Source organism: Dyella sp. OK004, assembly GCF_900114495.1.
Classification (GTDB): Bacteria; Pseudomonadota; Gammaproteobacteria; order Xanthomonadales; family Rhodanobacteraceae; genus Dyella_D.
Genome location: NZ_FOZI01000001.1, coordinates 44,573 through 57,738 on the forward strand (window position 1 = coordinate 44,573; position 13,166 = coordinate 57,738).

Below are 13,166 nucleotides of genomic sequence, written 5' to 3' on the forward strand. Positions count from 1 at the left end.
ACAGCGTCCAGGTCAGCGATAAGCGGCGCGCGGCGCGCCGACAACAGGTTTGCGCGCCAGCTCCAGCAGGCGCGCGGCGATTTGTTCGAGCGGCAGCATCTCGTTGGCCGCGCCAAGCTTCCAGGCGGCGCCCGGCATGCCCCACACCACCGAGCTGGCTTCGTCCTGCACGATGGTGGACGCGCCGGCTTCTTTCAGTTCGGCCAGGCCGCGTGCGCCGTCGTCGCCCATGCCGGTGAGCAGCGCGGCAATGGCGGTACCGCCCACGGTCGCGGCCATCGAGCGGAACAACACATCCACGCTGGGCTTGTGCCGGTTCACCGGCGGGCCGTCGTGCAAGCGGCAGACATGGCGCGCACCGTCCCACATCACCAGCAGGTGCTGGCTGCCAGGCGCGATATACGCGTGGCCGGGCTGGATCGGCTGGCCGTCACGCGCTTCGCAGACGCGCATGGCGGAACAGTTATCCATGCGCGCCGCGAACGGTCCGCTGAAAGCCGCGGGAATATGTTGGGTAATCAGGATCGGCGGCGCATCCGGCGGCATCGCCTCCAGCACGACACGGATCGCTTCGGTACCACCGGTGGAAGCACCAATGGCGATGATCGGACTACCGCCGCGCGAATCCGCGGTCTGCGCCCGCGGCAACACCGCATCGGCAGACAGGCGCGGCGCCACTTCCAGCTTGCGCACCGCGGTGCGCATCCGCGGCCGTGCGAGCGCGGCCAGCTTCACCTTGGCGCAAATGTCCTGCGCACCCTCGGCGAAGGTGCTGGCCAGGTCGCTGCTCGGCTTGGTGAAGAAATCCACCGCGCCCAGTTCCAGTGCCCGCAGGGTGACTTCCGCACCCTGCTGGGTCAGCGAGGACACCATCACCACCGGCATCGGCCGCAGGCGCATCAGGTTTTCGAGAAAGGTCAGCCCGTCCATGCGTGGCATCTCGACGTCGAGCGTAAGCACGTCGGGTTCGAGCTGCTTGATCTTTTCGCGCGCAATCAACGGGTCCGCCGCCGTCCCTACTACCTCGATCATCGGATCGCAGGACAGCATGGTCGTCAGCAGTTTCCGCACCAGCGCGGAATCGTCGATCACCAGAACACGGACTCGGGACATTCAAGCTTCTCGTCGTTGCATGGGCGGTGGCGGCTGGCGGAACTCAAGGCCGGGTAGCGAGGGCGCGGCCACCGATACCGCATGGCATGTCCCCCTGTAGGGCGCGCCCTCGCTGCCCGGTCCTGGCTCCTAAAACAGCTCCACCTCTCCCTTTATCGGATCGTTTGCCAAACGCTTGAGGTAATTCCGCTCGCCGTCCACCAACACGCTGGCTTGATGGCCGCGCAACTGGCGCACGCGGACCTTGCCGCTGCGCGGGAAAAACTGCACCTGGCGCGGATACACATCACCCACGTCGGCCGCGGCCAGCTCCAGCTTCTCGGCGGCCAGGTAGCGCCGCACGAAAGCGATATTGCGTTCGCCGATATCGGTCATCTGGGTCAGCACGCGGCCACCACCGAACACCTTCACTTCCAGGTCTTCGCGCCGCCCGCCCGCCTTGAGAATCGCGTTGATCAGCTGCTCCATGGCGTCGTTGCCATAGCGCGCCGCGCGCCCCACTGTGGATGACCATCCGTCGCGCTCGCCCATCGGCTCCGGCAACATGAAGTGGTTCATGCCGCCGATGTTGCGGCGCCGGTCGCGGATGCACGCCGACACGCAGGAGCCGAGCACGGTGGCGATCAACTCGTCCTGCATGCTCACGTAAAACTCGCCCGGCAACACCTTGGCAGTCATGCTGCCCTGCATCGGGTCCCAGTAGCGGCGCACATGCTCGAAGCCCGGCAGCACACTCGACTCATCTTCGCCGGTACGGGCGTAACGCGGCCCCGGTGCGTTCATGCGGGCCTCTTGCGGTAAACCGTGCGACCCACCAGATCGAAATCCTCGCTGAGCCCGTGCATCGATTCGGAGTGACCGAGGAACAGATAGCCCTCCGCCACCAGCTTGCCCGCGTAGCGCCGAAACAGGCGCTCCTTGGTCGGCTTGTCGAAATAGATCACCACGTTGCGGCAGAAGATCGCGTCGAACAGACCGGACATCGGCCACTCATGCAACAGATTCAACGGCTGGATCGCAACCAGTTCGCGCAGGCGCGGATGCACGCAGGCCAGCCCTTCGTATCCGCCCTCGCCGCGCAGGAACCAGCGCCGGCGCCGCTCCGGACTCACGCCGCCGAGCTTGTCGATGCTGTACACACCCTCGCGCGCACCAGCCAGCGCCTGCGGCGAAAGATCGGTGGCGAGGATCTTCGCGTCCACATCCGCACCGTGCCGTTCCATCGCTTCGGCCAGCACCATCGCCAGCGCATAGGGCTCTTCACCGGTGGAGCAACCCGCCGACCAGATACGCAGCCGGTCGCCCTGCCGCCGTTTCTGCTGCAGCCACTGCGGCAGCAGGGTCTGTTCAAGCAGATCGTAGTGGTGCGATTCGCGGAAGAACGAGGTGACATTGGTGCTGATCGCGCTGGCCAGATCGCCCAGCTCGCTGTCCGGATCGCGCCGCAGCAGCTCGCAATAGCTGCCGAACTCTTTCATGCCCAGTGCGCGCAGGCGGCGTAGCAAACGTCCCTGCACCAACTGCCGCTTCTGATCGCTCAGCGCGATACCGCAATGTTCGAGTACAAAGTCGCGGAGGTAGCGAAAGTCCGCATCGCCGAGCACCGGACCGCCCGTGCCCGCCACGGCAACACTCATATCGTTGGAGACCGTGGCGGACATGCGACTCAGAATTCCTTCCAGACGCCAGCGTCAGCGGCCTCGACGGCCACACGTGCGGGCCTGGCTACCGGAGCCGCGCTGCGCACCGCGGCGAACACGGCCTCGACTTCGGCCGTGGCCGTATCGGTGGCCTTGCGCGCCGGGGCAGCCGCCGCCGACTCATCGCCCAGGCGGAAGAAGCCCACCTGGCGCGACAGCTCGCCGGCCTGCTCCTGCATGGCGCGGGCAGCAGCAGCTGCCTCTTCCACCAGCGCAGCGTTCTGCTGGGTCATCTCGTCCATCTGGGTGACCGCGTTGTTGACCTGATCGATACCGGCCGACTGCTCCTGACTGGCCGCGGCGATCTCGGCCACGATGTCGGTCACCTTCTTTACGCTGTCCACGATCTCGGCTAGCGCCTTGCCCGACTGGTCGACCAGCGAGGTACCGGTGCGTACCTTCTCCGCGCTATCCGCGATCAGGCCCTTGATCTCCTTTGCCGCACCGGCGCTGCGCTGTGCCAGGTTGCGCACCTCCGTCGCCACCACCGCGAAACCGCGACCCTGCTCACCGGCACGCGCTGCTTCGACAGCTGCATTGAGCGCCAGCAAGTTGGTCTGGAAGGCGATCTCGTCGATCAGGCTGACGATGTCAGAAATCTTGCGGCTCGAATCGTTGATCTCGCGCATCGCACCGACCGCCTGCGTCACCACCTCGCCGCCACGCTCCGCCTGCTCGCGGGCGCCGCGCGCCAGCTGATTGGCGTGGCTGGCGTTTTCGGCGTTCTGCTTCACGGTGGAGGTCATCTCCTCCATCGACGACGCGGTTTCTTCCAGGCTGGAAGCCTGTTCCTGCGTACGCTGGCTCAGATCGTCATTGCCGCGGGCAATCTGCTGCGCCGCCGTGCTCACCGCGCTGGAACCGTGGCGCACCTCACCGACGATCGCCGACAGACGCTCGTCCATGGTGCGGAAGGCATGCAGCAACTGGCCCAGCTCATCGGTGCCACGCACCTGGATGTCATGACCCAGCTTGCCTTCGGAGATTGCATTCGCCACCTGCACCGCGTGGTTGAGCGTGCCGATGATCGAGCGGATCAGCAGCACCGCCGCGATCAGCGCAATCAGCAGACCGGCCGCCAGCGAGATCAGGCTGATCGCGCGGATCCACTGATAACGACTCAGCTGCTCATCAAAAATCTGCTTGGCATCCACACGCTGCGCTTCCACCAGCTTGGTCAGCGCGGCCTGGCGCTCCATCAACAGCGGACGCACCTGCATCTCCAGCACATCCGACGCGCCAGCGTCTTTCTGGTTCAGCGCATCAAGCATGTCCTTCTTGGCCTGCGCGTAGTCCTCATCGGTCGAGCGCCAGGCCTTGTACTGCTTCTCGACACCAGGAGTCCGCGGCAGAACCTCGAACTGCTTCTTCATGTCCACCATTTCAGACTGGTACTTGTCGAACTCGCCGATCTTTTGCTTCAGCTGGTCCGGCTTGTCGATCACGTTGGCCGCTTCGCCCAGCACGATGAACGACATCAGCGAACGCTGAGTGATGCGACTCACCAGCTCGGTCGGCACCATCTCCTCGTCATACATCTTGCGCATGCCTTCATTCTGCAAATGCATGGCGCCAAGACCGATGGCCGCGCCACCGATCAACATCAGGCCGAGTAGACCGAGCACACCACGCAGGCGGTTGCGCACAGTCAGGGCGGGAAGCTTCAATTTGATAGCAGGCATTTTCATCACGGTTCCTGTCAGGCCACGGCCTTCACGTCACTTGCCGCGGGCAGAGCGGCTTCCAGCATCTGCGCATCCTGCGGTTGCAACAGTTTGTCCACATCCAGCAGCAACACCATCCGCTCAGCGGCGGAGGTGAGCCCCTTCAGATATTCGGTATCCACGGTGGTGCCCATATCCGGCACCGGCCGCACAGCGTTGTCGGCCACGTCCATCACATCCGACACCGCATCCACCACCACGCCAAACAAGCGCCCGGCAACCGTCACGATCACCGTGACCGTGGTAGCGGTGTATTCCTCACGCGGCAGCCCGAAACGCAGCCGCAAATCCAACACCGGCACAATCGCGCCGCGCAGATTCAACACACCAAGCACGTACGAAGGCGCCTGCGGAATCCGCGTCACCGGCGTCCACCCGCGAATCTCCCGCACGGCAAGAATGTCCATGCCGTACTCCTCGCGCCCGAGACCAACGATCAGGTATTGAGTCGTTACCACGACATCCGCGGCCGGCGCCCGCGCACCAAACAATGACTGGCTCATGAGTTCTTTCATCTGCGGGAAGGAAACCCGCCCTCTCTGGTAGCTATCGGCAGACGCCGTACCGGCTTGAGCGTTTGCGTGTGAGAGATGTAAAGACAAAAGGTCTCCTCCTCCCGAAACGCTTTCTCAAGTACCCACCCCTCACCAACCCTCCCCTGTCCCGCGGGACTAGCCTCGCGTCGCAAGCCGGGGAGGGAAGCAGAAGCTTTGATAAGCGATGACCGGATGCCCCCCATGCGGCGGCAACGCTGCCCTGAAGAGAGATATCCCGACGCCTGACGCTGGAAAAGGCGCAGCTACAAGGCACACCGTCTGCTCTCAGGCCATTTCTCTTTGGTTACTTTCTCTTTGGGCCAGCAAAGAGAAAGTGACTCGGACCGCGGCAGCGGTTCGAAAGCCCGCGGCAGGCGAGCCAGGGCACGCAGACGCTAAAACCGAGCGACAACGCCACTGGATTCCGGCCTGCGCCGGAATGACGAATAGGAAGGAATATCGCGAGAACCAAACCCTCTCCTGGAGGGAGAGGGAGCAAAGCGTCAAGCGGCGACGCGCCGCCTACCCTGCTGCCGAATCAACCCCGCCACATCCACAATCAACGCCACCGACCCATCAGCCAAAATCGTAGCCCCAGAAATCCCCACCACCCGCCGATAATTCGCCTCCAGCGACTTCACCACCGCCTGCTGCTGCCCGATCAACGCATCCACAAACAGCCCCACGTGCGTGCCCTCGCCTTCCACCACGATCACCAACCCATGCTCGATATCGGCGCGGACGCCATCGCAACCAAACGCGTCGCGCAACCGCACAATCGGCAGCCAGCTATCGCGGAAGCGGAACAACTCGCCGCCACCCGTCACCGTACGCAAGGCATCCCCGCGCAGCTGCACCGACTCCACGATGGAAGCCAGCGGCACGATGTAATGCTCTTCGCCCACCATCGCCGTCAGTCCGTCGATGATCGCCAGGGTCAGCGGCAAGGTGATCGTGAATATCGAGCCCTGCCCCGCCACGCTGCGAATCGCCACGTTGCCGCCCAGATCCACCACGTTGCGGCGAACCACATCCATACCCACGCCACGTCCGGAAAGGTCGGTGGTGGTCGCAGCGGTAGAGAACCCCGGCTGGAAGATCAGTTCGGCCACCGCCTCGTCGCTCATCCCCTCGCCGCTGCTGATCAGCCCGCGCTGCAAGGCTTTCGCCACGATGGCTTCGCGATTGAGCCCCGCGCCGTCATCGCTGATCTCCACCACGATGGAACCACCGCGATGCGACGCCTCCAGCCGTAGCGTGCCGGTATCACCCTTGCCTGCCGTGCGACGGCGATCCGGCGTTTCCAGGCCGTGATCGATCGCGTTGCGCACCAGATGCACCAGCGGATCGCCGATCTTTTCCAGCACCGTCTTGTCCAGCTCGGTCTGTTCACCGATGAGTTCCAGCTTCACCTGCTTGCCCAGTTTCTGGCTCAAGTCGCGCACCATGCGCGGGAAGCGGTTGAACACCGATGCGATGGGTAGCATGCGGATGCCCATCACGCTTTCCTGCAGCGAGCGCGTATGCCGCGCCAGCTGCGCCAAACCCTGCTGCAGCAGCTCAATGCGATTGGCATCGAAGCCTTCGCGGAAGGTGTCGAGCATGGACTGGGTGATTACCAGTTCACCAACCAGGTCGATCAGGCTATCGATCTTGTCGATGCCTACGCGCACCGAACTCGATTCCGCGGCCACCTCGCGACTCGTGCGTGGCGTCGCCACGGCGACAGGTGCGGCAACCGCTGTGGGTTCGGGCGCAACTTCAACGAGTTCCTCGATCGACAGATCGCATTCGTCTTCCACCCACTCGAACACTGCAGCGATGGCGGCACGCGAAGCTTTGCCGCGCAGCTCGATGGTCCAGCCCAGATGGCAATCCGACGGTTCCAGCGCGGCCAGCGCCGGCAACTGCCCCAGCGCAGGCTCCACTTTGAGTTCGCCCAACTCCGCCAGCTCACGGAACATGCGCAGCGGCTCGTTACCACTCGCCAGCATGCCGCGATGCGGCGTGAAACGGATACGCCACGCGGAAGCTCCCGTTTCCGCGCGCTTGACTACACTCGGCTTGGCCGGCGCCTCACGACCGACTGCGGCGGCGAGTTCCTGGCGCAGCTGTTCGCTATGCGCATCGGCCAGCGCCTCGCCCGACTGCGCGCGCACGAACATGCCACGCAGGCAGTCCACCGAGCGCAGCAGCAATTCGACGATGCCTGCATCGATGGCACGGCGGCCGTCGCGCAGCTCATCCAGCAGCGACTCTGCCTCATGGGTGAACGCCGCCATATCCGGAAAACCGAACGTAGCCGCGCCACCCTTGATCGAGTGCGCCGCGCGGAAAATGCTGTGGACCAGCTCCGTGTCGCCGCCACCGTCCAGCGCCAGCAGCGCGGTCTCCATGGCGTCGAGGCCTTCGCGGCTCTCGTCGAAGAAGGTCTGATGAAACTGCGCCAGGCTCACCGTGCTCATAAAAGCGGGCTCAGCCGAGAACGCGCTTGACGGTGGCCAGCAACTGGTCCGGATCGAACGGCTTCACCAGCCAGCCGGTCGCACCTGCCGCCTTGCCTTCCATCTTGCGGTCGGTGTGCGACTCGGTGGTCAGCATCAAAATCGGCACGCCTTTGTATTCCGGCAGCGTACGCAGCTCGCGTACCATGCTGATGCCATCCATCACCGGCATATTCACGTCGGCCAGCACCAGGTCGAAACGTGAACCCTTGGCCGCGTCTACCGCGAGCTGGCCGTTCTCTGCTTCGCTCACATCGTGGCCCGCGCCACGCAGCGTGAAAGCCACCATGCCACGCATCGACGCCGAATCGTCCACTGCAAGAATCTTTGCCATCGTCTACCTCATCAGGCCGGCGTCGCCGCCGGCAGTTCCAGTGTGTGTGCCAGGCCCAGCAGTGCCGCGGCGTCGCGCAGCGCGGCGCTTGCGCCGACCCAGGCGACGGCCAGGCCCTTGGATGCCGCTTCGCGGCGAAACACTGCCAACAGTTGCAGGGCCGCGGTGTCGACGCGCTCTACCGCGCTGGCGTCGAGTTCGGCGGATGCCGTGCTTAGTGCGGCCTGCAGCTCAGCTTTGACTGCCGGCAGGTCGGCGATGCGGCAATCTGCGGGCAGCATTACTCGCGTTGTGGCCGCGCTGGCTGTTGGTGGTTTTGCTTTGCCGCCCATGGGGTGGGTGCCTGTGGTTGTTGGCCTTCATGGCGGTTATCGGCGGGGACAGGTTTGGCTTTAGCGCCCACTAGCGATTTCCTCCCATCTCCCTCTCCCCTCGGGGGAGAGGGTTGGGGTGAGGGGCGGGTGCTCGGTTCACCGTCTCTAGTTCGTCATCCCTGCGCAGGCAGGGATCCAGTAGTGGTGAGCTTCGGTTGTTGCGTTATCGCGACCGGGCTCGCCTGCCGCGGGCTTTCGAATCGCTGCCGCGGTCCGAGTCACTTTCTCTTTGCTGGCCCAAAGAGAAAGTAACCAAAGAGAAATGGCCTGAGAGCAGGCGATGTGCTTTGTAGCTGTGTCTTTTCCAGTGTCAGGCGTCGGGATGGTTTTCTTCTAGGCCTGATCGTCTAGCCATCACCGCCGCGCCAAGCTCTTGCTCCCTCCCCTGCTTACAGGGGAGGGCTGGGGAGGGGTAATGGGTGCTCGAGACAACGCTGCTATAGAGTGCCTGTAGGAGGGGCTCTGCCATGCAGAGCCCCCCCCAAGAACCCCTCAAGTTCCTTCGCCCCCTGCCGATGCCTGATTGACACATGGCGAACTGGCGTCAGCCGGTTGACGCTGTGCCAAGGAGTCCGCTTGATCATCCAGCCAACCAGTCTCGCCGCATTGACCTGGGCCGGTGCCGCTTCCGGCGCTAGCGCGGAGAGTTGGCGTGTCGGTGCGGTATTGGCAGCGCGCACACTTGGCTTCAACGAGCAGATGAAGCTGGTGTTACAGATTGGTGCTCTGACGGTGGAAACCGAGCCACCGGGTACGCAGTTGCCTTCGCAGTTTCAGGTACGCGTGCTCAGCCTTGGCGCGGAACCCAAGCTTGAAGTGCTCGGCTCTTCACCGGTCGAACAGACTGTCAGCCGCGCTCTGCGTGAACGGTTGCCGCAGCAAAATGGCTACGCGCCATTGCTCGCCACGCTTGGTGCGCTGGCTCAACGACCATTACTACGACAGTTGCCACCGCCGCTGCGCGCCGCGCTGGCATTGCTCGAACACAGCATCCGCACGCCTACTGAAATCACCCACGGCCTGGGCCTGCGCGAGGCGATGAAGCGCAGCGGCCTGTTTCTAGAATCGCAACTGGCCCAGCCACAGACCGATCTTGAAGTGCTCGGTGAAGACGATTGGAAAGCTGCCCTGCTGCGCCTGGCCAGCACACTTGAGCGACCCTCGCCGCCGCCCCACCCGAACGATCTGGAAACCGCGCCGCCATTGATTCAACGCGGCCTGCTCGCGCAACCCCGCGCGCCGATGCCCGAACCCTTGCAGCCGGGTGATGTGGAAAGCCTGCTGGTGCGCCTGCACGGTGAAGTGCACGCCGCGCTCGCGCGCCTGGAAGTTGCTCAGCTCGAAGCGCACAGCGCCGGCGCGTGGATGATCGAGATCCCGCTGCAGGGCGAAGGCGGCCAGGACATCCTGCAACTGCAGCTGACCCCGAACGCCGACGACCCCGAACACCCCACCGCGTGGACCTTCGGTTTCGCCATCGACCTGCCCCGCCTTGGTCCCGTGCAGGGCGAACTGCAGCTGCGTGGCCTACGCCTGTCCGTGCGCCTGTGGGCGCAGCGCGCGGAGAGTGTCGAACGCCTCGAACGCCGCTTCGCCGAGCTCAGCCAGCAACTCACCGCCAACGGCCTGATCCTCGACCAGCTCACCTGCCAGACCGGCCTACCCCAGCCACCCAGCACACGCAGCGCCGTGCTGCTGAAGGCCACCGCATGACCGCCGCGCTGCCGCCACCCAGCCGCAAGGTCAGCATCAGCCTCTCCTCCTCCGGACCGGGCGCTCCCTCACCGCAACTCAAGCCCGAAGCGCTGGAAGAACTGCATTCCCGCGCAAGGTCGATGGGTTTGCCCTTGCACCACGACGCACAGGTCGCCGCCCTGCTTGCCGCATTGCGTTTACGCGCGGATGTGCCGGGTGAGTTGTACGCGGCGGCGGCGGCGGTGCTTGGATGCGTGTATCGGGCGGCCGAGGAAGGCTGACGCACTGCCCTCACAAAAAAAGCTCGTCGAATTCGACGAGCTTTTTTTCTATCGATGCGCTGTCCTGCGCGGGATGCTCAAGGCTACTTCCCAGTGCTGGGCGGTGCCGCTGAACTTGAAGCACCATGCGAAGCGCCCTGATTCCCGGGGCTCGTCCCATGCTGATAACCGCCAAAGTTGGACGGCTGGTAAGCGCGATCACCGTCAAAGCGCGAGTGCCCCATCGGGAACCCATTGTTCGGCCCCGCCAGCGCAAGACGCCGGCCATCCAGGTTCACCCAATGCCACTGCCCGATCGGCACCGGCACCGAAGATACATAGGCGAACTGCGCGTCGTAGTTGCCTTCTTCACGCGGCGTGGCCTGCAATGCAAGGTTGATAACGAACTGACTGGCTATCGGCTTGCCGTGGTCATAAGCCGGCTTATTGATCATCTCGTCGAGGTTCTTGTCGAGCAGCCGGCGAACCACCGGTGACAATTCGATCGCTGGCGAGGCGCTGGTGACTTTGCCCGCGGAATTCACTTGCACCAGAACGGGCACGACCTTGGGCTTGAACTGAGTGAGCGAACCGCTGGCCGCCATGGCGGCTCCTGCAGTGACCGATAAAACGCCGACAAGCACGAATGCATGAAACCGTTTCATAAGATCTCCTTCGACCATGATGGATCATTCTCCCGGGTACCTTGCCGATACCCATTCCCCACCCGCTCGGACTGTCCTCCTAAGGTTCCGGGTGGTCAACTGAAACTATCTTCATGGCGGCCTTACGTGGAAGAGGTAGGAGGTCGCCACGTGATCAGGCGGCTCAGCGCTAAGGAAGCATCGGCCCATATAGCCGCTTGCGATTGAATTTATCGCAATTTGCGATAAATTCTCGCCATCGACTTTTTGGCTCCGTCAATATCGTCAATGACAAGTTCGTCTTCGATATCCGCGGAAACAACCACCGACTCATTGCATGCATCAGCTTTGCAACGCAGATCTGCTACATCGAACAGGTTCTTACGCATGCCGAGTACGACAAAGGAGCGTGGAAATGAACGCGCAACTCGCCCCTGTCTTTGACGCCTGGAACGCGTTCCAGAAAGTGTCCGGCGTGCGCCACATCGAAGACGAGCGCGGCTATGAAGGGGCCACCGCTCTCACCGGCGCACTCGTGGACGATGGCGCGATGGAAGAAGGCCATCCGCAGCATTCACTATTCATGGTCCTCAGCGACCTGATCTACGCCTACGACCAGCATCACTATCCCCAATCAGCGATAAGTGGCGTGGATTTGCTTCGTTTCCTGATGGAACAGCATGGCCTGAAGCAGAACCAATTGCCGGAAATCGGCACGCAAAGCGTGGTCTCCGAAATCCTTTCCGGACGACGGGAACTCACCGTCAACCATATCCGCGGTCTATCCAAGCGCTTTGCGATCAGCCCGTCTGCGTTTTTCTAGCAGGCAGTCCACCCTCACATAAACGAATCCGCCAACCGCGCCACGCCTTCGCGCGCCCGGCGCCAACCGGGCCTCGCACGCCAGGCTTCAAGCGAAAGCACCGTAGCGTCGGCGAGGTAATCCGCCTCCACTTCGCGCAAGCGCCCCACTACACCCCTGTCATAGCAAAGCATCCCGATCTCCGCGTTTAGCGCGAACGAACGGATGTCCAGATTGATCGACCCGATCAGCGCGATGTCCTCATCGACACTCAGATGCTTGGCATGAAGAAAGTGCGGACGGTACAGCGCGATCTTCACGCCACAGCGCAATAGCTCGTCGTAGTACGACTCCTGCGCCCATGCGGTGAGGCGCTGGTTGTTGCTCTCCGACAGAATCAGCTGCACATCCACACCCGACAGCGCGGCGATGCGCAGCGCACTGAGCGTCGCGTCGTCGGGCACGAAGTACGGCGTGGTCAGCACCAGCTTGCGCTGGGCGACGTGGATCAGCGAATTCACCGCATCGCGCGCATTTTCATAGGGGTAGGCCGGCCCGCTGGGCAGCAGCTGGGTGACGATATCGGCATCGCTGACCGGATAGGTCACGGCCACATCGAGGCGCTCCCCCGTCTCGATATACCAGTCGCTGGCGAACACCGCCTGCAGATGTCCGACGACCGGCCCTTCAACCCGCGCGACCAGCTCGCGATTGGGAAACCCGGGAACGAATTCCGGCAAAGCGAGGTTCTGCGAGCCGACATAGCCGACCGTAGTATCAAAAACGGCGATCTTGCGGTGATTGCGCAGATCCATGCGCCCGCTGCGGCGCCAGCGCAAACCGCCGGGCAGCATGTCGTGAACCGTCACACCCGCATCCCGCAACGGCTGCGCATACCGGCGCAGGCCGCGCTTGGCCCCCACCGCATCCAGCAGCACACGGCACCGCACGCCGCGCGCGGCGGCACGGATCAAGGACGCCACGATGGCGTCGCCGACCGGGTCATCGAACATCAGGTAATACAGCAGATGCACGCGTTCGCGCGCCGCATCGATATCCGCGATCAACACTTTCAGCGAGGCGTCGTAGTGGTCCAGCAACTGCACGCTATTGCCGCGCGTCGGCATGAAATCGCCCAGCCGCTCGACCAGCGGCGCGACTTCGGCCGCCTCGGTATCTGCCGGCGGCGTCCAGCGCAGCGCCGTCATGCCGGCCTGCTCCACGCGGATCACTTCAGACGCATTGGCCTGGCGACGCACCCGCTCCCGCGACAGCCAGGGGTGGCCGAACAACAGATACAGCGGCAACCCCAGCAACGGCACAAAGCCCACCAGCAGCAACCAGCTGCGCGCCGCCGCCGGCGTGGTGCGCGACGGAATCCAGAACAGTGCCGCCAGCCGGATCAACCAGTCGACACCCAGCAGCCACGTGCCTTGCATCCAATCGAACGACACTGCCTGCTCCTTGGTTACGAATGGGG

The 13,166-nt window shown here is 63.7% G+C and carries 13 protein-coding genes; 3 read left to right on the forward strand and 10 right to left on the reverse strand.

What is annotated here, in order from left to right; all coding sequences use genetic code 11:
- Positions 1 to 12 precede the first annotated feature (12 nt).
- The 8 genes from BM338_RS00255 to BM338_RS00290 all read right to left on the reverse strand — a co-directional run bounded on the left by BM338_RS00255 (position 13) and on the right by BM338_RS00290 (position 8,243).
- A complete protein-coding gene (locus BM338_RS00255) occupies positions 13 to 1,113 on the reverse strand; it encodes a protein-glutamate methylesterase/protein-glutamine glutaminase (protein ID WP_090448791.1) in 1,101 nt (366 codons plus the stop codon).
- A gap of 129 nt (positions 1,114 to 1,242) precedes the next feature.
- The gene (gene cheD / locus BM338_RS00260) at positions 1,243 to 1,896 is read right to left on the reverse strand and encodes a chemoreceptor glutamine deamidase CheD (RefSeq protein ID WP_090448792.1); all 654 of its coding nucleotides are present in this window, start codon (positions 1,894 to 1,896) and stop codon (positions 1,243 to 1,245) included.
- Complete coding sequence (locus BM338_RS00265) at positions 1,893 to 2,774, reverse strand: CheR family methyltransferase (protein WP_090448793.1); 882 nt, start codon at positions 2,772 to 2,774, stop codon at positions 1,893 to 1,895. Before BM338_RS00265 ends, cheD begins: the two co-directional genes overlap by 4 nt.
- A gap of 5 nt (positions 2,775 to 2,779) precedes the next feature.
- A complete protein-coding gene (locus BM338_RS00270; RefSeq protein WP_090448794.1) occupies positions 2,780 to 4,501 on the reverse strand; it encodes a methyl-accepting chemotaxis protein in 1,722 nt (573 codons plus the stop codon).
- Between the two features lie 11 nt (positions 4,502 to 4,512).
- On the reverse strand, positions 4,513 to 5,040 hold the full coding sequence (locus tag BM338_RS00275) for a chemotaxis protein CheW (RefSeq protein ID WP_090448795.1): 528 nt from the start codon (positions 5,038 to 5,040) through the stop codon (positions 4,513 to 4,515).
- Positions 5,041 to 5,576: 536 nt separating this feature from the next.
- On the reverse strand, positions 5,577 to 7,538 hold the full coding sequence (locus BM338_RS00280) for a chemotaxis protein CheA (protein ID WP_090448796.1): 1,962 nt from the start codon (positions 7,536 to 7,538) through the stop codon (positions 5,577 to 5,579).
- Between the two features lie 10 nt (positions 7,539 to 7,548).
- Positions 7,549 to 7,911: a response regulator gene (locus tag BM338_RS00285; RefSeq protein WP_090448797.1), complete on the reverse strand. Its 363-nt coding sequence runs from the start codon at positions 7,909 to 7,911 to the stop codon at positions 7,549 to 7,551.
- Between the two features lie 11 nt (positions 7,912 to 7,922).
- Positions 7,923 to 8,243, reverse strand: a complete 321-nt coding sequence (locus tag BM338_RS00290) for an STAS domain-containing protein (RefSeq protein WP_090448798.1) — start codon at positions 8,241 to 8,243, stop codon at positions 7,923 to 7,925.
- Positions 8,244 to 8,861: 618 nt separating this feature from the next.
- On the opposite strand from BM338_RS00290, the gene BM338_RS00295 reads away from it, so the two are divergent.
- Both BM338_RS00295 and BM338_RS00300 read left to right on the forward strand, forming a co-directional pair.
- The gene (locus BM338_RS00295) at positions 8,862 to 9,998 is read left to right on the forward strand and encodes a flagellar hook-length control protein FliK (RefSeq protein WP_090448799.1); all 1,137 of its coding nucleotides are present in this window, start codon (positions 8,862 to 8,864) and stop codon (positions 9,996 to 9,998) included.
- Entirely contained in the window at positions 9,995 to 10,261 is a 267-nt protein-coding gene (locus BM338_RS00300; protein ID WP_090448800.1) for a flagellar biosynthesis protein, read from the forward strand. The genes BM338_RS00295 and BM338_RS00300 overlap by 4 nt, the downstream gene beginning before the upstream one ends.
- An 83-nt stretch (positions 10,262 to 10,344) precedes the next feature.
- Here BM338_RS00300 and BM338_RS00305 read toward each other — a convergent pair whose 3' ends face one another.
- Positions 10,345 to 10,905: a hypothetical protein gene (locus BM338_RS00305; protein ID WP_090448801.1), complete on the reverse strand. Its 561-nt coding sequence runs from the start codon at positions 10,903 to 10,905 to the stop codon at positions 10,345 to 10,347.
- A 394-nt stretch (positions 10,906 to 11,299) separates the two neighbouring features.
- On the opposite strand from BM338_RS00305, the gene BM338_RS00315 reads away from it, so the two are divergent.
- The gene (locus BM338_RS00315) at positions 11,300 to 11,707 is read left to right on the forward strand and encodes a helix-turn-helix domain-containing protein (protein WP_090448803.1); all 408 of its coding nucleotides are present in this window, start codon (positions 11,300 to 11,302) and stop codon (positions 11,705 to 11,707) included.
- 14 nt (positions 11,708 to 11,721) lie between these two features.
- Here the strand turns inward: BM338_RS00315 and cls are convergent, their stop codons facing one another.
- The gene (gene cls, locus BM338_RS00320; protein ID WP_177229185.1) at positions 11,722 to 13,140 is read right to left on the reverse strand and encodes a cardiolipin synthase; all 1,419 of its coding nucleotides are present in this window, start codon (positions 13,138 to 13,140) and stop codon (positions 11,722 to 11,724) included.
- Between the last annotated feature and the right edge of the window lie 26 nt (positions 13,141 to 13,166).